Genomic DNA, 19,034 nt, shown 5'->3' on the forward strand with positions numbered 1-19,034 from the left:
GGGGTAGTGAGCTTTTCCTGACGATTAAATTTAACGAGGGTACTGCATGAGGCTCAAAGAATGCTCCGTATGGCACGAACGGGACTGCGTTTGGATTGCCGGAGAATTCCATGCTGATTGACGTTACCGCAGGTAGCATGAGGTGAAAGCGCTACCTTAACATCAAGTCCGCACGCCCTCCGGAAGGCACTTTCGTGCCTCTTGCCGGGGGCGACCATCGGCTTGGCCAAGCTTAGGTCGTTACTAGTAAATCCTTGGTCTCCTGAGAGATCACCTGCTGCATACTGGACTTGATAATGTCGCAGCCGGCGGCCAGATGCTCCATCGAGACGGTCAGCGGAGGCATGATCTTCAGCACACAATCTCCTCTGCCGGCTCTTTCAATGATGAGCCCGTTCTCGAAGCTGATATCCGTCACCCGCTTCGCCCCGGCTTCATCCATGAACCCCGAGACGTCAATGCCCCAGATCAGGCCGAGTCCGCGGATGGCGATGGACGGATGCAGAGGCTTAATTTCTTGATCAAGGAACGAGCGCACATATTCTTCCTTCTGCTTCACCTGAGCTTCCAGTTCGGTTCTGTCCCGGAACTCGAGAGCAGCCTTCGCGGCCACAAAAGCCAGCTGGTTGCCGCGGAAGGTGCCGTTGTGCTCGCCCGGCGTCCAGATATCCAGTTCGGGCTTCAGCAGCAGGAGGGACATTGGCAGGCCGTACCCGCTGATCGACTTCGACAGGGTAATGAGATCCGGCTCGATCCCCGCACGTTCGAAGGAGAAGAATTCGCCTGTCCGGCCGCATCCTACTTGAATCTCGTCTGTAATGAGCAGAATATCGTGCCTGCGGCAAATCTGCTGCAGCTCACGTAGCCACTGCGCGTCGACAACGTGAATTCCGCCTTCGGCTTGTACCGTTTCAAGCAGGATCGCGGCCGGTTTGTCGATTCCGGAGTGCGAATCAGTCAGGATATTCTCGATATAACCGAGCGTATCCATTTCTGCGAAAGCCCCGCTCGGGTGCGGCATGAACGTAACTCCGTCCAGAGGAAGCCCCGCCCCTTCTCTCATGGACTTGGAGCTTGTCGCCGACAGACTGCCGAGCGACATGCCGTGGAAGCCACCCATGAATGCGAATATTCCACTTCTCTTCTTCGCCTTGCGTGCGAGCTTCAGGGCCGCTTCCACCGCATTCGTCCCTGTTGGACCGCAGAATTGAAGCTTGTAATTCAGCTTCTTCGGCTCCAGGATCCGCTCGGAGAAGCTCTGGATGAATTCACGCTTGGCCATTGTATACATATCCAGACCGTGCATAATCCGGTCGGAGGTCAAGTAATCGAGAACCCGGTCTTTAATATAATCGTTGTTATGGCCGTAATTGAGTGCCCCGGCACCTGCAAAGAAATCAATATATGCTCTTCCGTCCTCAGAATATAAAAGGTCTCCCTTGGCCCGGTCGAATACCACCGGAAAGCTTCTGCAGTAAGATCTTACGTTGGATTCCAGCTTTTCAAAAATGCTCACTCGCTTCATCCTCCATCGGAATTGGGATAAGGTTGGCTCTATCTTTCCGAACCTTCCTTTCTAAACCTTCTGACGTCATGGAGCAACATATTCTAGGCTGTCATTTTCCACAATTGTTGGTCCCCACATGCCGGCTTGTTGGTAAGCCAGTATACTGGTCTCTCGCACACAGCTTGGATGGGTATAAAAAACCCTACAATTCCATTTATTAGAATAATAGGGAATAAGACCTAGGTTGAATTATATCAAAATTTACAAGAATGTATAGTGAAATTTTTGTTAAATATAGTCATTATACTGTTAAATTTGGTTTATAAAACATTATGTGTTAACATTTTTCGTTAAAAATAGTGAATGGAGAAGAAACGTTGGGCATGATTTGACATCAATCAAGGAATTCGACGAGTGTTGACATTCAGTCATTTAACAGGTAAATTTGGTATATATTCCCTTTAAATATTCTTTGCCGGTGTTCCGATTCCTTGCACTTTGTAATTTTCAACATGATTACCTGACCAATTTCTGAAAGCCTGGCTGGAAACTGGTCACAGCGTCCGCACGGATGGTAGCCGACATCGTTTTGTATCACGCCTTCTTCTCTACGCCTCTGTTAGAGTAAAGGGTAAATATATTCTGCTCCTCCTCGTCAAACCGTAGGTGAGGTTTTCCCTTATACGCTTTCCGATGTCCTTCACTCATTTACATGCAGATTACAATCGCGTTCTGAGTCTGAATTGAACGGTCAATAATTTTACTTCGCGTAATAAGCTTCTTCATCGAGCGCATTGTTGCTTCTTGGTATACCATTTTGTGAGTTGCTGAAAGATGTACCCGTCACGTTCAGTCATCTTCCTTTACCATTCAAATGATCTTTTATGCCCGATCCGCATCCTTCTTGGGGATATATTTGCACTTACGAGTTGCGAAGGTTAATGATTCTCTTTAAGAAGTTGATTACATTCGTGCACGAAGAATATTTCAAATGTGAGAATTACAAAAGGATACTCTTCCTAAGATACTTTATAATCTGATGGATTTTCGTCCAATGAATGACCGCAATTTACAATGCAAAAACACAAATAAGGTGGTTCTAATATTTAGAACCACCCTCCGGAAACATCAAAAAAGTCCTGATGACTTAGAGTCATCAGGACCATTATTTTGTCCATACCATACTTTATTAGTTTACTGAATTCCTTACCTTACTCAACCGTTACACTTTTCGCCAGGTTACGTGGTTTATCTACATCATGACCCAGTGCCAGGGAAGCATAGTATGCCAGCAATTGCAGCGCAACTACAGACAAAGCAGGGCTAAGCAGTGGCAGCGTCTTAGGAATCGCAAACGCTTGGTCTACGGATTTCAGCAATGGTGCTACGTGCTCTTCATACGTAATTGCCAATACATCTGCGCCACGTGCTTTTACTTCCTTAATGTTGCTCACTGTTTTCTCAAGTACGTTCTCCTGCGTTGCCAGGGCAATAACAGGGATACCGTCTTCGATCAATGCAAGCGTACCATGTTTCAACTCACCCGCAGCATACGCCTCGGAGTGAATATAAGAGATCTCTTTCAGCTTCAAAGATCCTTCTTGAGCTACTGCATAGTCAAGACCACGGCCAATGAAGAAGAGATGTTCATGTTTGGAGATTTGCTCTGCATATCCTTTGATTGCTTCCGCTTGCTCCAACATGGATTCCACTTGCTCAGGCAATGCTTGCATTGCTGCCAGCGTGTGTTCAATCTCTTCTGCAGATTGAGTACCACGAACTTGTGCAAGGTACAGACCAAGCAAGTTAAACGCGATCAATTGCGAAGTATACGCTTTGGTAGAAGCTACTGCAATTTCAGGACCTGCCAATGTTGCGATAACATCATCTGCATCACGTGCAATGGAGCTACCCACTACGTTTGTGATTGCCAGTACATGTGCACCATTGGATTGTGCTTCACGCAATGCAGCAAGCGTATCGGCAGTTTCACCGGATTGGCTCACTACGATTACAAGTGTATCTTTGTGCACGATTGGGGAACGGTAACGGTACTCGGAAGCCACATCTGTTTCAACCGGAATACGCACCAATTGCTCAATCACTGTACGTCCAACTAGACCTGCATGGTACGCTGTACCACATGCAATGATTTGAACGTTACGGATATTTTTGATTTGTTCTTCAGTCATTTTCAACTCAGGAAGTTGAACTTTTTTGCCTTCATTATCGATGCGACCCAGCATAGTATCACGATATGCTTTGGGTTGCTCATGAATTTCTTTCAGCATGAAGTGCTCGAATCCGCCTTTTTCTGCGGTTACAGCATCCCAATCGACACGAATCATTTCCCGAGAAATAAAGTTACCTTCAATCGTCATCAATTCGACAGCATCATGTGTCAATACAGCCATTTCACCATCATTCAGAATGTACACGTTACGTGTATGTTCCAGAATTGCCGGGATGTCGGAACCAATGAAGTTCTCGCCTTCACCAATACCAATAATCAATGGGCTTGCTTGACGCACTGCTACGAGTTTCTCTGGCTCATGCTCTGTCAATACACCCAGTGCAAATGCGCCACGCAACAACGTGATCACTTTTTGTACTGTTTTGACGATATCACCATTGTATTCACGTGCGATCAGGTGAGAGATAACCTCAGTATCTGTCTCGGAAGTGAACGTGTGACCTTGAGCCATCAATTCGTCCTTCAGATCCAGGTAGTTCTCAATAATACCGTTATGCACAACAGAGAATTTCTGGCTTCCATCTGTGTGTGGATGAGAGTTCTCATCCGATGGTTTACCATGAGTTGCCCAACGTGTGTGTCCGATTCCGGCATTACCTACCAGTGGTGCACCATCCAGCTTGGCTTCAAGGTTCGCAAGACGACCAAGAGCTTTCGTGATTTGCAGACCTTCCGGTGTGAATACTGCGATACCTGCAGAATCATAACCACGATACTCGAGTTTCTTCAATCCTTCGACCAATACCGACTGAGTGTTCTTATTACCAATATATCCAACAATACCGCACATAATTTATTTCCTCCGTTTGTATATGAATACTGTGTCACGAAGAGAAACAGGCAGAGGCGGCATATCGGAAAAATGAGTGATTGCCTAGCGTTTCATGAATACTTGGTACTTATTCAATTATCAATGATCAGAGCGACCTCGTGTCGCCCCGCTGTCATCATAAGCTGTAATGAATGCAATCATGAATGTACATCATTTTCCCGTCCGCGTACTGTTTACGCTCTTCACGCACATTCATTTGAATTTTTAGTTTAACTCTTGCACCTGCACCGGCGCGTTGTGTGGACAGTCACCTATCCATTTTCCGCAATCCGGTTTACGGCTCTGGTGCTTCACCGGGAGGTCCCCGCCGAACAATCCGAACACCTCCACCTCGTCAGCTTGATTGCCGTTTGATCTTAATCAGCGTTCTTCAACCTAGAAGAAATCCTGATCAACATCATCCCGCGCAACTCCAAGCTCTGGCGCTTGTATAACTGTAACCTTACGTTCCTCACTTTCTGTGTCTGAATGACGACTCCACTCATTATATGCACGTCAGGTCCATTTTGCAATGGAGCAAAGTACCTGTGACAATTTTAGCATATTTACCTACAATCCCGACCGGATAAACGGACCTATGGTCTCATCAGGCCGGGATGCAGGAATATCCATGCATAAGTCCTAAATCATGTTATATTAAGCCTCTTACATCTTCCAGTCCTATACCAGCTCTTTTTGCACCACATCTGCGATTTGAGACACAAATTGTTCAAGTTCGTCTTTATCTGGTCCTTCCGCCATAACACGGATCAGAGATTCAGTACCTGAAGCCCGAACGAGTACACGTCCATTATCGCCGAGTTGCTGTTCTACTGTAGCAATAGCTTGCTCGATTGCAGCATTGCCCTCGTATTTGCTCTTATCTTCAACACGCACATTCACCAATACTTGTGGGTACTGGGTCATTAGCGCTTTTAGTTCACTCAGTTTTTTACCGGAAGCCTTGAGCGTATCCACGAGTTGAATCGCAGTCAGCATACCGTCTCCAGTTGTATTGTAATCCAGGAAAATAACATGGCCAGATTGTTCTCCACCCAAGTTGTAACCGCCGCGACGCATTTCCTCCATCACATAACGATCACCTACTGCCGTTTTAGCTGTTTTCAGTGCAAGTTTCTCTGTTGCTTTGTAGAATCCGATGTTACTCATAACGGTCGATACAACAGTACTGTCCTTCAACTTGCCTGCACGATTCATCGCATCACCACAGATACACAGAATGAAGTCTCCATCCACCTCAGCGCCTGTCTCATCAATAGCAATCAGACGATCTGCATCCCCGTCAAAAGCAAGACCCAGATCTGCTTTATGTTTGAGCACTTCTTGTTTCAGGTTCTCTGGATGAGTTGATCCACATTGCTCATTAATATTCAGGCCGTTAGGCTCAGCGCCAATGGCAATGACTTCTGCACCTAGTTCACTGAACAATTTTGGTGCCAGTTCATAAGCTGCTCCGTTTGCACAGTCCAAAACAATTTTAAGTCCAGAGAACGATTCATTTACAGTCGTTTTCAGGAAATCAAGGTAACGATAACGGGATTCTTCATCTGTCGTTACAGTACCCAGCCCGCCACCAACTGGCCGTGGCAATTGATCTGTCTCCGCATCCATCAGTTCTTCAATCCGGTTCTCTGTTTCATCAGACAGCTTGAAGCCATCTCCACCAAAGAACTTGATTCCGTTATCCTCAACTGGATTGTGGGAAGCCGAGATCATCACGCCCGCGTCAGCTTTCAACAAACGTGCAATATACGCCACTCCCGGAGTGGATACCACGCCCAGACGGATCACATCAGCGCCAATGGACAACAGACCTGCAACCAGTGCGGATTCCAACATCAATCCCGAGATACGAGTATCCATGCCGATAACCACTTTTGGTCTTTCCACACCACCTGCAAGCACGTAACCACCACAACGTCCAATGCTGTAAGCCAGCTCTGCCGTTAACTCTTTATTGGCAACCCCTCTTACACCATCTGTACCAAAATATTTCCCCATGATTTAACTCCTTCTATTCGCATCATATACGAGCACTATTATTATTTTTTTGAGAATTTTAAAATTAGAACGTTTACGGATTCGCGCCACTTTTACTGCCAGTACCGCTGTTATTATTATTTAAATTACCTCGACTGCTTGTGCTCCCCTGTTGACCCTGATCCTGAGTATCCGTATTCGATTCCGTTTCTTCTTCATCAGGAACAGGCTCTGTTTCCCCATTTTCAACCTCTGCTGGTGTTGGGTCAGGTGCTACCGTTCCCTCGTCCGTCGGTTCTTCGCCAGGAGTGGTCGTGGTATCTTCAGCCTTTTCGCTAATTTTGACCGTCGCACTCAATGCAGTGGATGATTCATCCAGTTTGGCATAACGGGGCAGGTCGGCTTCAAGCTTGATCTCATGCGTTCCGACCGCAAGTCCAGCAAGATCCCCAGTTAACGTGAGATCATCACTACTCAGACCCTCAAGCATACTTGCTGAGCCTGTAAGTGTGAGGTTCAGACCGCCGCTTCGAGGCGTAACCAGCGTCCCTTCCAGTCCATTCCCCGCACCGGTAAGTGTGATGGGGACGTTCGGAAAGACTTTGGTTGTCTCCTCTGCCTCGTCAAATGGTGATATGGTTACCTTGATCTGAATCGAACTAGGCTCGATTTTCTCAAAACCGGAAGGCGGCGTCAAGTCCACGTTAACTGTCGATGTACCCGACTGATCAAACTGTGTAAGATCAAGGGTTACTTGGTCGTAGGACTGTATACCTGCAAGCGCATCCTCTGATCCATAAACCGAGACTTCTTTCACGTTTGGCTCTACCGTGGAGAGTACCAGGCCTTCCGGAAGCTGTCCCGAATATTTGATTCTTAAGGGTACAGATGTATAGGGCTGATTGACCGGAACTCGGACTTCAACCGTTTGAGGCGTTATAATCGCATTTTCAAGGACCTTACCTTCAGCATCGTATGCTTGAAGTTTCACTTTTTTCTGTATGACATCTTCCTTGGCATCTTTCACGCTCACACTGCCCTGGACCTTCGCTACAGCCTCGAGTTGCCCTTCGGGCAGAGTTACCTTAACCGGCGTCGAAGGTTCAGTTACGGGCGTTCCAGCGCTGTATCCGGCGGATGGTTCCCCTTCGGGTACAATATTCACATTGAAGGATTTGGTGCCCAATTTTTCTACGTTCACCGTAACCATGGAAGGTTCCATGCTGACCACTTCTACCCCGGAAGGCAAATCAGGTACAAGTGGCAGTGTATTGGACCCATCTTTCACCTGACTCAGATCGACCAGTACCTTGTAATCGTCATTCGTAAAAATCGATGTTAGCATCGAGCGCTGTCCTTTAATCTCCAGCCGGACCTCATCCGTACTTAATGAAGTGAGCACATAGCTGTTGCTGTCTAATCCATAAGGTTGAACAGGCACCGTACGTTCCACAACCTTGTTGGTTGTCCCTGTTGTAATCGTAGGGGTGGTTGGTACTTCATCCAGATGAATCATGAACCAGAGCAACAGGCTCACCGCAAGCGCAAGTATTTTGGCAAAGTTATTATTGTTAAACCACTTATCCATTGTTACGTCCTCCCTTCCGTTTCCAGAAGGTTGTCCAGCCATTCTTTTTCAGATTGGATGTAGGGCGCAACTCCTCATACAGTTTGGCAATCAGCGATTCTTCCTTAATATCACGAACGACCTGTCCATTCATTGCAAGTGACACTTGTCCAGTCTCCTCGGAGACAACCAAACAGATCGCATCTGCAACTTCGGTAATCCCGATTGCTGCACGGTGACGTGTTCCCAATTCCTTACTGATAAAAGGATTCTCTGATAATGGCAAATAACAAGCTGCCGCCGAAATCTGTTTTCCCTGTATAATAACGGCTCCATCATGGAGCGGTGTATTTGGAATAAAGATGTTAATCATCAGCTCCGAGCTGACCAGAGAGTGCATCTTAATGCCCGATTCCGTGTAATCGTTCAGACCTGTTTCACGTTCAAATACGACCAAAGCGCCAATTTTACGCCGTGACAAATAATTAACTGACTTAATAATCTCACCAATTAACACGGTTAGTTCTTCATCACTCGCTGCCGCTGAACGTCCAAACAGCTTACCGCGTCCCAATTGCTCCAGACCACGACGTAGTTCCGGCTGAAAGATAATGAAGACCGCAACGACACCAAACGTAAACATCTGGTTCATTAACCATTTGAGCGTATACAAGTTTAGCCACGTACTTAATGCCCAGATCAGCACAAGGAACAGAATCCCTTTTAGGAGCTGAACCGCACGTGTCCCCCGCACAAGCAAAATCAGTTTGTACATAATATAGGTAACGATCAATATATCGATAACGTCCTTAATGGACTCTGTCCACGTTAAGTCAGCAAAATAATTCATAAGCCAGCCCCCGCTATCCCCATTGATGAGTAAACCCTGATCTCATATTAACCCATTAGGATTTTATATAATCCTTTGTCTCCGCATTTTTGCATTATTTGATTTGTGCAAAATGCTTATCTATATGTAGTAGTATGTTCTCTTTAGTATCTAGGTTATAACGTTAACGTTCAGGTTGCAAGTTACGGCAGTCTCAAACTGCACATAAACATCACATTTACCATGAATTACAAAGTTTGCGTATAAAAAAAGAGTACCCCGTGCAATCTGGAGGTACCCTGCTTGGTATATACCATTGAAGAATTTTACCCTGTTCTAGCGATAAGCCACTTCATTTACCATATTGGTTATTTTGTACCAGAACCAGTCCAGCGCCTGATCAATACTTTTCACCTGACCTGAAATATGCGCCGTTGAAGCCTGAAACAGTTGTCCGTCGATAACCGTCAGATTGCCGTTCACATCACCATATACTTGTGCGGTTCCATTTTCTATCGTAAGATCGCCAGCAATTGACTTACCTTCAGGAACAATAACCGTGTTACCCTGAATCACGATCTGGTCCAGATTATTTCCCTTAACAACCATTTCGTTATTCTGATTCCAGAAATTCAAGGCGCTAAAGAGCATCACGACCAAAAAGAAGGCTGCCGCCGTCAGCGCGGGATGTCCTTTGACCCATTTGAGCCATGCTTGCTGTCTCTTGGGCTGGGGCAGAGCATTCATAATTCGATTGGTCAGCTCATCAGAGGCAGACGGTGAATAGTGTTTCATGGCAAAGAGTAACATTTCCGTCTGTTCCAACTCTTTAAAGCGCATGCGACAATCCGGACAGATCACAAGGTGACTTTTCAGTTCAACCTTCTGGGCCGGGGACAACGACTCATCCAAACATTCATGCATTAAAGAGACGGCCGAGTTGCAATCCATATGAGAGCCAATCCTTTCTTAAATCACTTAGTCCATGTGCCATTAAAAAGCACGCATAAGACTTGCATACATTACATACGCATCCGTTTCGGATATGTTTCAAATAATTTCGCCCATATTTAAAGGCGCTTAACATTTATAACTTATACTCCAATTTTTTACGTAGAAAATCACGGCCCCGATGAACGCGTGTCTTGATCGTTGTTACGGGCATACCTGTCACATCACTGATTTCCTGTAGCGACAAGTCCTGTAAATATCTCAGAATCATAACGGACTTATACTTGGCTGGCAAACTGTCAATGGCCTCACGAATGAGTGTCTGCGTTTCTGACAGGAGCGCTTCACTCTCCGGTGTACGATCATCACTCGGGAGCATCGCATAACCATCAGATCCTTCCTGATCATTCAGTTCAGCATCCAATGAGTATGAAGGTTTCTTCCTGCGCAGTCGGTCAATACACAGATTCGTTGCGATCCGGTAGATCCAGGTTGAAAACTTCTGGTTCGGATCGTACTTCTCCATATTACGAAACACACGCAAAAACGTCTCCTGCACAACGTCTTCAGCTTCATGACGATTGTTCAGCATCCGATATGCCAAATGAAATAGCTTGTCCTTATATAGTTCAACGATTTCTGCAAAGGCTCTCTGGTCGCCCTTGAGCACCAGTTTAATAAGCCTGTTCTCCAAATTGTCCACCCTTATTCCCCCAGACATGCTGATGGGTCTTCCGTCTTCTGATACCCGTCCACACTTGTAATTCACCAATCAAATCGTAAATCAACTTTGGTCAAAAATCAAGACTGTATGACAAATATCCGCCAAAAACAGTAAAAACGGGAACTCCCGCAGGAGTCCCGTTTCATCTCTTACTCCGTAGAGCAGAGAATGGAGCTTTTTAGTTAACAAAGTAATGGGTACTTTGTTACATATAATCATCAGTCACAACAAATTGATAATCAACCTGTATTACGAAGTCCTGCAGCGATTCCATTGATTGTCAGCAACACTTCTCTAAGCAGTTCCGTATCATCCTCACCACGTTCACGCATATCTCTGAGCTCGCTCAGAAGTTGAACCTGCATGTAGGACAACGGATCCACATAAGGGTTACGAAGGCGAATGGATTCTTGAATAACCGGTACATCATCCAGAATTTCAGCTTCTCCCGTAATTTTCAGAATCAGCTCTTTTGTGAGCTTGAATTCGGCTTCAATCTGACCGTAGATGCGATCACGGGCTTCCTTGTTCGAAGTCATGGCTGAATATTCTTTGGCAATGACCAGATCTGCCTTGGCTACGGCCATCTGTACCGTATCAATTAATGTACGGAAGAATGGGAAGCTTGCATACATTTCTTTCAGGACAACCAGATTTTCCTCTTTATCCTGATAGTAACTTTGCAATCCTGTTCCTGCCGCATACCATGCCGGAAGCAGATAACGACTTTGCGTCCAAGCAAATACCCAAGGAATTGCTCTCAGATCTTCGAACTTGTCGCTACCCTTCCGCTTGGACGGACGTGAACCAATATTCAGTTCACCCACCTCTGGAAGCGGTGTGGATTCCTTGAAGAAGGTGAAGAAGTCCGGATCACGGAAAATCAAATCCTGATATTTCGTCAGAGATACTTCCGAAATCTCTTTGATGATGCTGTCCCAATGACGTTCGGATGCTGACTCTTGCGGCTCAAGCCCATTAAGTGCTGCTGTGATTAGAGCCGAAGTCGCCTGCTCCAGACTGCGGTATGCAATCCCCTGAAGGGAATAACGGGAAGAAATAACCTCTCCCTGCTCCGTAATCTTGATGCCCCCACCAATCGTATGTGGTGGTTGAGCAAGAATACTGCGGTTGAGTGGCATGCCGCCACGTCCAAGAGCCCCGCCACGTCCATGGAAGAACTTCAGCTTAACGCCGTGTTCATTACCTACAGCCGTGATGGCATTCATTGCTACGCGCAATTCCCAGTTGGCTGTAACCACGCCGCCATCCTTGTTACTGTCTGAATAACCAAGCATGATTTCATGCAGTTCATTCCGTCCTTTTACGCTTGCGCGGTATACAGGAAGGTTGAACAGCTTCTGCATAATGTCCGAAGCCGCATGTAGATCATCAATCGTTTCAAACAGCGGTACCGCTTGAAGTGTAGATACAACGTCACCATTGTGTCCTTTGGTGAATAATCCCACTTCCTTGGCAAATACCATAACCTCCAGCAAATCACTTGCGCCCTGCGTCATACTGATCAGGTAACTTGTGATACAGCCGTTCCCAAATTCGTTCTGGGCACGCTTAATGGTACGGAAGACATCCAGACATTCTTTGGTTCCCTCCGTGTATTGATGATAAGGAGAAGTAAGCGGACGTGGATCATCCAGCAAACGAGCAAGCAGATCGATTTTACCGTCTTCAGTCAGACGTGCATAATCCTCTACAATGTTCATTTTCGCCAAAATCTCCGACATCGCATTTTCATGTTCCTTACTGTGCTGACGCACATCCAATGCTGCGGTATGGAAACCAAACAACTCGACTTGACGAATCATTTTGCGAATGGTCGTATCTGCTACGTAATCCGCAAAATGATGGCGCAGACTTCGATCAATAATCATCAGTTCATCAATCAAATCCTGTGCGCTATGATAACGGTCAGGCTGACCTAATTTGTTTTCATCCAGTACATTGTTCAGCTTGGCAATCATATAAGCCAATTTGATGCGGTATGGCTCTTTTTCATTCCGCCAGATATCTACTTTTTTCAATGTAACAGAATTGCGATCCTGCTCAATCGACTGCACCAGCTCATCCGATACATGAATGATGTTTGTGCTGAAGCTGAGATGACCCATAAGTTCAATCATAATCCGTTGGTATTCACGCAAAGCGAGCTTGCGTTGCATCAACAACGTCTGCCATGTTACATCTGAAGTTACCGAAGGATTTCCATCCCGGTCTCCACCGATCCAGGAACCGAACCGCAAATACGTCGGCACATGCCAGTCATGGTCAGGATAAAATTTGTTCAGGCAACGTTCCAGCTCCTGATATACATCCGGAAGTACGTGGAACAACGTTTCGTGAAAGTAGTACATCCCGTTCCGCACTTCATCGAGTACAGTCGGTTTGCGGTCGCGAAGTTCATCTGTCTGCCAGAGTGTAATAACCTCATTCAGCAGTTTCTCACGCAACTGTTCACGTTCACGCAACGTCAGCGTAGGATTATCAAGAAGCATGACATCTTCAGATATCCGTTTATGGATGTCCAGAATAACCCGGCGCATGGCTTCGGTTGGGTGAGCTGTCATAACGAGTTCCAACGACAAATCGTCGAGAATCTCTTCCACCTCTGTATGAGACAATCCACGTTCCTTAAGATCCTGTACTGCTTTCTCAATCGATCCTGGCTGCACAGCGTTCCCTGCAGAACGTTCATAATCCCGTTTACGCCGGATCCGATGGTTTTGTTCAGCAATATTAACTAATTGAAAATAAATAGCGAAAGCCCGAATAACCTGATGACGATTGTCCGAGTCTAATTCCTGGATCATCGTTTTGAACTCTGCATACAGTTCTGGCAAAAATTCTGCACGTAACGATTTGCTCGTTTCCCGAATCTTCTCAACGATATCTAGAAGCTCCGTGCCGCCTTGATGGACAAGAACTTCTCCGAGTATATTGCCCAGGAACCGCACGTCTCTACGAAGCAGGTTGTTGGATTGGCTTTTGCTGGCGGTTACCATAGTTTCAGTCATGCTTATCCTCCCATCTGATCGTTCCATTCGTACACGTAAATTTGACACCTTCATAACATCATACAATAAAATGGTACGAAAATCTTTATTTTTCTACTAGAAAAAATGGGGATTATCCCCGATTTACAGCATAAAAACACGCTTTTTTATTCATTTTCTTGTTCTGCTTCATTTAATGGTCATATGCTGTCGCATGATACCTTTTTCACGTACTTTACATAAATCATATGTCTCATACCTATACTTAAAAATTCATAAATATACAGTTCTTTTAGATATGATCCCATGTACCTGATATTAAGGTTAAACCGCATAATTTCATTGTTTGAGAACAGATGATATACAAAGAAACATGACCGGCAAAGCAAGCTTTTGTATACTTTACCACAGTGACGCAATAAATTAAAGATGTAATTATAATTTTCTTCCCACTACAGTCTGCTTACTAGGCAAGTTTCTTATGTATGTTGTTATTCAATTGGACTCAAAGGTATATCTTAACAGACTATTTCTACATATTGTACTTGTCTTCTTGGGCAGATTAATCTGTAGCTCTTACTAAAAAGGAGGAATCCACATGATGAAGAAAGGTACAACAATTATTGCTTCTGTGCTTCTGGTGGCCGCGATGGCTGGCCCTGCTGCTGCTGATGGTCATATGTCCAAAGGAATGGATACAACCGGCTCACGTGTCCGGTCTTATCAGGACACCAACTATATGGACCGCACAAACACTAATTCTAACATGAATATGAACATGGATGGAAACTACCGCAACAATGGTGACTATCGTACCAACAATGTTCGGGCAAACGCCACAACAACCGACCGTGACAACGGCATGGATTGGGGCTGGCTTGGTTTGTTGGGACTGCTTGGATTAGCTGGCATGCGTAAAAGAGTGACGGACCACAACGAACGTTAAATTGTGCGCTCTTCACTATACAATAGCTGCTGCGTCTTAGAGGCAGCTCATCCACAAAGATAAACAGAAGAGCCAAGACCCCTTTACTATTGAAATAGGGAGGTCTTGGCTCTTTTTTTAAATAAACCTGTATTATACTTTACATAAATTATTATATAAAATAACTGCTGATTATTTCGTTAAATAAAATAAAAAAGCCTCTGCATCTGCAAAGGCTCTTTCATTACATTCTGTAAGCGGGTGATGGGAATCGAACCCACGCTATTAGCTTGGAAGGCTAAAGTTCTACCATTGAACTACACCCGCGTAAACAAAAATCGGGATGACACGATTTGAACATGCGACCCCCTGGTCCCAAACCAGGTGCTCTACCAAGCTGAGCTACATCCCGATACTAAAAAAATAATGGCGCGCCCTGAGAGATTCGAACTCCCGGCCTTTTGATTCGTAGTCAAACGCTCTATCCAGCTGAGCTAAGGGCGCAAAAATATTGGAGCGGAAGACGGGAATCGAACCCGCGACCCTCGCCTTGGCAAGGCGATGCTCTACCGCTGAGCCACTTCCGCAAATAAAGGATGCGCGTGGAGGGACTTGAACCCCCACGTCAAAGACGCTAGATCCTAAGTCTAGTGCGTCTGCCAATTCCGCCACACGCGCATATGATGGTGAGTCATGAAGGGCTCGAACCTTCGACACCCTGATTAAAAGTCAGGTGCTCTACCAACTGAGCTAATGACTCATACTAAAATGGCTGGGGATATAGGATTTGAACCTATGCATGACGGAGTCAAAGTCCGTTGCCTTACCGCTTGGCTAATCCCCAATAAAAATATGGTGGAGGCTGAGGGGATCGAACCCCCGACCCTCTGCTTGTAAGGCAGATGCTCTCCCAGCTGAGCTAAGCCTCCAACTATATGACCCGTAGGGGATTCGAACCCCTGTTACCTCCGTGAAAGGGAGGTGTCTTAACCCCTTGACCAACGGGCCCCATTTCCAAAGCTCTCAACCGGGATCGAACCGGTGACCTCATCCTTACCATGGATGCACTCTACCTACTGAGCTATGAGAGCAAATGGCTCCCCGAACAGGGCTCGAACCTGTGACAACTCGATTAACAGTCGAGTGCTCTACCAACTGAGCTATCAGGGAATAATATGCATTTGCAGGGCAAATGCAATTCATCGTACAACGTCCACATGCAGAGCCTGTTTTCTATGTATGATGAAAGAGTTCGCTTGGCGGCGTCCTACTCTCCCAGGACCCTGCGGTCCAAGTACCATCGGCGCTAGAGGGCTTAACGGTCGTGTTCGGGATGGGTACGTGTGGAACCCCTCCGCCATCGCCACCAAACGCGTAGCTTACATTTCAGAGTTGTTCTCTGAAAACTAGATTCGAAACGAAACATGCGAATTATCACTTGCTATTGGATAAGCCCTCGACCGATTAGTACTGGTCAGCTCCATGCATTGCTGCACTTCCACCCCCAGCCTATCTACCTCGTCGTCTTCAAGGGGTCTTACATACTGGGAAATCTCATCTTGAGGGGGGCTTCACGCTTAGATGCTTTCAGCGTTTATCCCGTCCGTACATAGCTACCCAGCGGTGCTCCTGGCGGAACAACTGGTACACCAGCGGTACGTCCATCCCGGTCCTCTCGTACTAAGGACAGCTCCTCTCAAATTTCCTACGCCCACGACAGATAGGGACCGAACTGTCTCACGACGTTCTGAACCCAGCTCGCGTACCGCTTTAATGGGCGAACAGCCCAACCCTTGGGACCTACTTCAGCCCCAGGATGCGATGAGCCGACATCGAGGTGCCAAACCTCCCCGTCGATGTGGACTCTTGGGGGAGATAAGCCTGTTATCCCCAGGGTAGCTTTTATCCGTTGAGCGATGGCCCTTCCATGCGGTACCACCGGATCACTAAGCCCGACTTTCGTCCCTGCTCGACTTGTAGGTCTCGCAGTCAAGCTCCCTTATGCCTTTGCACTCTTCGAATGATTTCCAACCATTCTGAGGGAACCTTTGGGCGCCTCCGTTACTCTTTAGGAGGCGACCGCCCCAGTCAAACTGCCCACCTGACACTGTCCCCGCACCGGATTACGGTACCAGGTTAGAACCTAGATACGATCAGGGTGGTATCCCAACGTTGCCTCCACACAAGCTGGCGCTCATGCTTCAAAGGCTCCCACCTATCCTGTACAGATCGTACCCAAATTCAATATCAAGCTGCAGTAAAGCTCCATGGGGTCTTTCCGTCTTGTCGCGGGTAACCTGCATCTTCACAGGTATTAAAATTTCACCGGATCTCTCGTTGAGACAGCGCCCAAGTCGTTACGCCATTCGTGCGGGTCAGAATTTACCTGACAAGGAATTTCGCTACCTTAGGACCGTTATAGTTACGGCCGCCGTTTACTGGGGCTTCGGTTCACAGCTTCGGATTGCTCCTAACCACTCCCCTTAACCTTCCAGCACCGGGCAGGCGTCAGCCCGTATACTTCGCCTTACGGCTTCGCACAGACCTGTGTTTTTGCTAAACAGTCGCTTGGGCCTTTTCACTGCGGCCCCCTCGTGCTATTCACACTACCGGGGCACCCCTTCTCCCGAAGTTACGGGGTCATTTTGCCGAGTTCCTTAACGAGAGTTCTTCCGCGCGCCTTAGAATACTCTTCTCGCCTACCTGTGTCGGTTTGCGGTACGGGCACCATCACCTGGCTAGAGGCTTTTCTTGGCAGTGTGAGATCATGACCTTCGCTACTATAATTTTCGCTCCCCATCACAGCTCAGCCTTACAATGTGCGGATTTGCCTACACATCAGCCTTACTGCTTAGACGGACATCCATCAGTCCGCGTCACTACCCTACTGCGTCCCCCCATTGCTCATAACGGCTTACGGTGGTACAGGAATTTCGACCTGTTGTCCTTCGACTACGCCTTTCGGCCTCGCCTTAGGTCCCGACTTACCCTGAGCGGACGAGCCTTCCTCAGGAACCCTTAGGCTTTCGGCGGATCAGATTCTCACTGATCTTTTCGTTACTCATACCGGCATTCTCACTTGTATAATGTCCAGCGCTCCTTACGGTACACCTTCAACCCTTATACAACGCTCCCCTACCCCTGATGCAAAGCATCAAGCCATAGCTTCGGTGGTGTGTTTAGCCCCGTTACATTTTCGGCGCAGAGTCACTCGACCAGTGAGCTATTACGCACTCTTTCAATGATGGCTGCTTCTAAGCCAACATCCTGGTTGTCTGTGCAACTCCACATCCTTTCCCACTTAACACACACTTGGGGACCTTAGCTGATGGTCTGGGCTGTTTCCCTTTTGACAATGGATCTTAGCACTCACTGTCTGACTCCCGGAAGTAAGTCTATGGCATTCGGAGTTTGACTGAGCTTGGTAACCCTTGCGGGCCCCGCACCCAATCAGTGCTCTACCTCCACGACTCTGTTTTCCGAGGCTAGCCCTAAAGCTATTTCGGGGAGAACCAGCTATCTCCGAGTTCGATTGGAATTTCTCCGCTACCCCCACCTCATCCCCGCATTTTTCAACATGCGTGGGTTCGGGCCTCCAGTGCGTGTTACCGCACCTTCACCCTGGACAGGGGTAGATCACCCGGTTTCGGGTCTACGTCCACGTACTAAGTCGCCCTATTCAGACTCGCTTTCGCTGCGGCTCCGGCTCTTCACCTTAACCTTGCACGGGAACGTAACTCGCCGGTTCATTCTACAAAAGGCACGCCATCACCCCTAAAACGGGCTCTGACTTTTTGTAAGCACACGGTTTCAGGTTCTATTTCACTCCCCTTCCGGGGTGCTTTTCACCTTTCCCTCACGGTACTGCTTCACTATCGGTCGCTAGGAAGTATTTAGCCTTGGCAGATGGTCCTGCCGGATTCATACGGGGTTTCACGTGCCCCGCACTACTCGGGATCCGTCTCGGAGGGAACAGACTTTCAACTACAGGGCTTTTACCTTCTTTGGCGGGCCTTTCCAGACCTCTTCGCTTAACCGGTTCCTTTGTAACTCCATGTGAGACGTCCCACAACCCCAAAGAGCAAGCTCTTTGGTTTGGGCTTCTCCGCGTTCGCTCGCCGCTACTGACGGAATCACTATTGTTTTCTCTTCCTCAGGGTACTTAGATGTTTCAGTTCCCCTGGTATGCCTCTGCATAACCTATGTATTCAGTTATGAGTAACTGGAAATTACCCCAGCTGGGTTTCCCCATTCGGACACCCCCGGATCAAAGCTTGCTTACAGCTCCCCGAGGCAGTTTCGTTGTTCGCCACGTCCTTCATCGGCTCCTAGCGCCTAGGCATCCTCCGTGTGCTCTTAGTAGCTTAACCATTTTGTTCCGGTTTCGGTCGCTCGCTTCCCTTGTTTTGCTTGCGCAAAGCCAAAAGTCGCTCTCACCCGATACCATCACAAAA

General features: G+C 47.1%; 9 protein-coding genes, 11 tRNA genes and 2 rRNA genes. 1 reads left to right on the top strand and 21 read right to left on the bottom strand.

Features of this window, described 5'->3' with window-relative positions; translation table 11 throughout:
• Window positions 1-232 precede the first annotated feature (232 nt).
• The 8 genes from ectB to ppc form a co-directional block, all read right to left on the bottom strand.
• Window positions 233-1,516 carry a diaminobutyrate--2-oxoglutarate transaminase gene (gene ectB / locus MKY01_RS27930; protein ID WP_017692123.1) on the bottom strand — a complete coding sequence of 428 codons (1,284 nt, stop codon included), beginning with the start codon at window positions 1,514-1,516 and terminating at the stop codon, window positions 233-235.
• A gap of 1,202 nt (window positions 1,517-2,718) precedes the next feature.
• Window positions 2,719-4,551, bottom strand: coding sequence for a glutamine--fructose-6-phosphate transaminase (isomerizing) (gene glmS, locus MKY01_RS27935; protein WP_036668148.1), 1,833 nt, complete (start codon window positions 4,549-4,551; stop codon window positions 2,719-2,721).
• A gap of 702 nt (window positions 4,552-5,253) precedes the next feature.
• Window positions 5,254-6,594, bottom strand: a complete 1,341-nt coding sequence (glmM, locus tag MKY01_RS27940) for a phosphoglucosamine mutase (RefSeq protein WP_017692121.1) — start codon at window positions 6,592-6,594, stop codon at window positions 5,254-5,256.
• Between the two features lie 73 nt (window positions 6,595-6,667).
• Complete coding sequence (locus MKY01_RS27945; RefSeq protein WP_076328833.1) at window positions 6,668-8,161, bottom strand: CdaR family protein; 1,494 nt, start codon at window positions 8,159-8,161, stop codon at window positions 6,668-6,670.
• Window positions 8,154-8,990, bottom strand: coding sequence for a diadenylate cyclase CdaA (cdaA, locus tag MKY01_RS27950; RefSeq protein ID WP_017692119.1), 837 nt, complete (start codon window positions 8,988-8,990; stop codon window positions 8,154-8,156). The genes MKY01_RS27945 and cdaA overlap by 8 nt, the downstream gene beginning before the upstream one ends.
• 315 nt (window positions 8,991-9,305) lie before the next feature.
• Window positions 9,306-9,920 (bottom strand): zf-HC2 domain-containing protein, encoded by a 615-nt coding sequence (locus MKY01_RS27955; RefSeq protein WP_036614042.1) that lies wholly within the window; start codon window positions 9,918-9,920, stop codon window positions 9,306-9,308.
• 136 nt (window positions 9,921-10,056) lie between these two features.
• Window positions 10,057-10,623 (bottom strand): RNA polymerase sigma factor SigW, encoded by a 567-nt coding sequence (sigW, locus tag MKY01_RS27960; RefSeq protein WP_036614044.1) that lies wholly within the window; start codon window positions 10,621-10,623, stop codon window positions 10,057-10,059.
• 260 nt (window positions 10,624-10,883) lie between these two features.
• Window positions 10,884-13,676, bottom strand: coding sequence for a phosphoenolpyruvate carboxylase (gene ppc, locus MKY01_RS27965; protein WP_127546705.1), 2,793 nt, complete (start codon window positions 13,674-13,676; stop codon window positions 10,884-10,886).
• A 577-nt stretch (window positions 13,677-14,253) separates the two neighbouring features.
• On the opposite strand from ppc, the gene MKY01_RS27970 reads away from it, so the two are divergent.
• Window positions 14,254-14,601, top strand: coding sequence for a WGxxGxxG family protein (locus tag MKY01_RS27970; RefSeq protein ID WP_076328832.1), 348 nt, complete (start codon window positions 14,254-14,256; stop codon window positions 14,599-14,601).
• 235 nt (window positions 14,602-14,836) lie between these two features.
• Here MKY01_RS27970 and MKY01_RS27975 read toward each other — a convergent pair.
• The 13 genes from MKY01_RS27975 to MKY01_RS28035 form a co-directional block, all read right to left on the bottom strand.
• Window positions 14,837-14,907 (bottom strand) — tRNA-Gly (locus tag MKY01_RS27975).
• 11 nt (window positions 14,908-14,918) lie between these two features.
• Window positions 14,919-14,992, bottom strand: a tRNA-Pro gene (locus MKY01_RS27980).
• A gap of 15 nt (window positions 14,993-15,007) precedes the next feature.
• Window positions 15,008-15,084 (bottom strand) — tRNA-Arg (locus tag MKY01_RS27985).
• A gap of 8 nt (window positions 15,085-15,092) precedes the next feature.
• Window positions 15,093-15,167, bottom strand: a tRNA-Gly gene (locus MKY01_RS27990).
• A 10-nt stretch (window positions 15,168-15,177) separates the two neighbouring features.
• A tRNA-Leu gene (locus MKY01_RS27995) sits at window positions 15,178-15,258 on the bottom strand.
• 6 nt (window positions 15,259-15,264) lie between these two features.
• A tRNA-Lys gene (locus MKY01_RS28000) sits at window positions 15,265-15,340 on the bottom strand.
• A gap of 9 nt (window positions 15,341-15,349) precedes the next feature.
• Window positions 15,350-15,424 (bottom strand) — tRNA-Gln (locus tag MKY01_RS28005).
• A 9-nt stretch (window positions 15,425-15,433) separates the two neighbouring features.
• Window positions 15,434-15,509: transfer RNA gene (locus MKY01_RS28010), tRNA-Val, on the bottom strand.
• Window positions 15,510-15,516: 7 nt separating this feature from the next.
• Window positions 15,517-15,588 (bottom strand) — tRNA-Glu (locus MKY01_RS28015).
• Between the two features lie 10 nt (window positions 15,589-15,598).
• Window positions 15,599-15,671, bottom strand: a tRNA-Thr gene (locus MKY01_RS28020).
• Between the two features lie 3 nt (window positions 15,672-15,674).
• Window positions 15,675-15,750, bottom strand: a tRNA-Asn gene (locus MKY01_RS28025).
• A gap of 84 nt (window positions 15,751-15,834) precedes the next feature.
• Window positions 15,835-15,951 (bottom strand): 5S ribosomal RNA (gene rrf, locus MKY01_RS28030).
• Window positions 15,952-16,024: 73 nt separating this feature from the next.
• Window positions 16,025-18,950: ribosomal RNA gene (locus tag MKY01_RS28035) — 23S ribosomal RNA — on the bottom strand.
• Window positions 18,951-19,034: the final 84 nt, after the last annotated feature.

It is taken from the genome of Paenibacillus sp. FSL R5-0486, from assembly GCF_037975155.1.
GTDB classification, from domain to species: domain Bacteria; phylum Bacillota; class Bacilli; order Paenibacillales; family Paenibacillaceae; genus Paenibacillus; species Paenibacillus amylolyticus.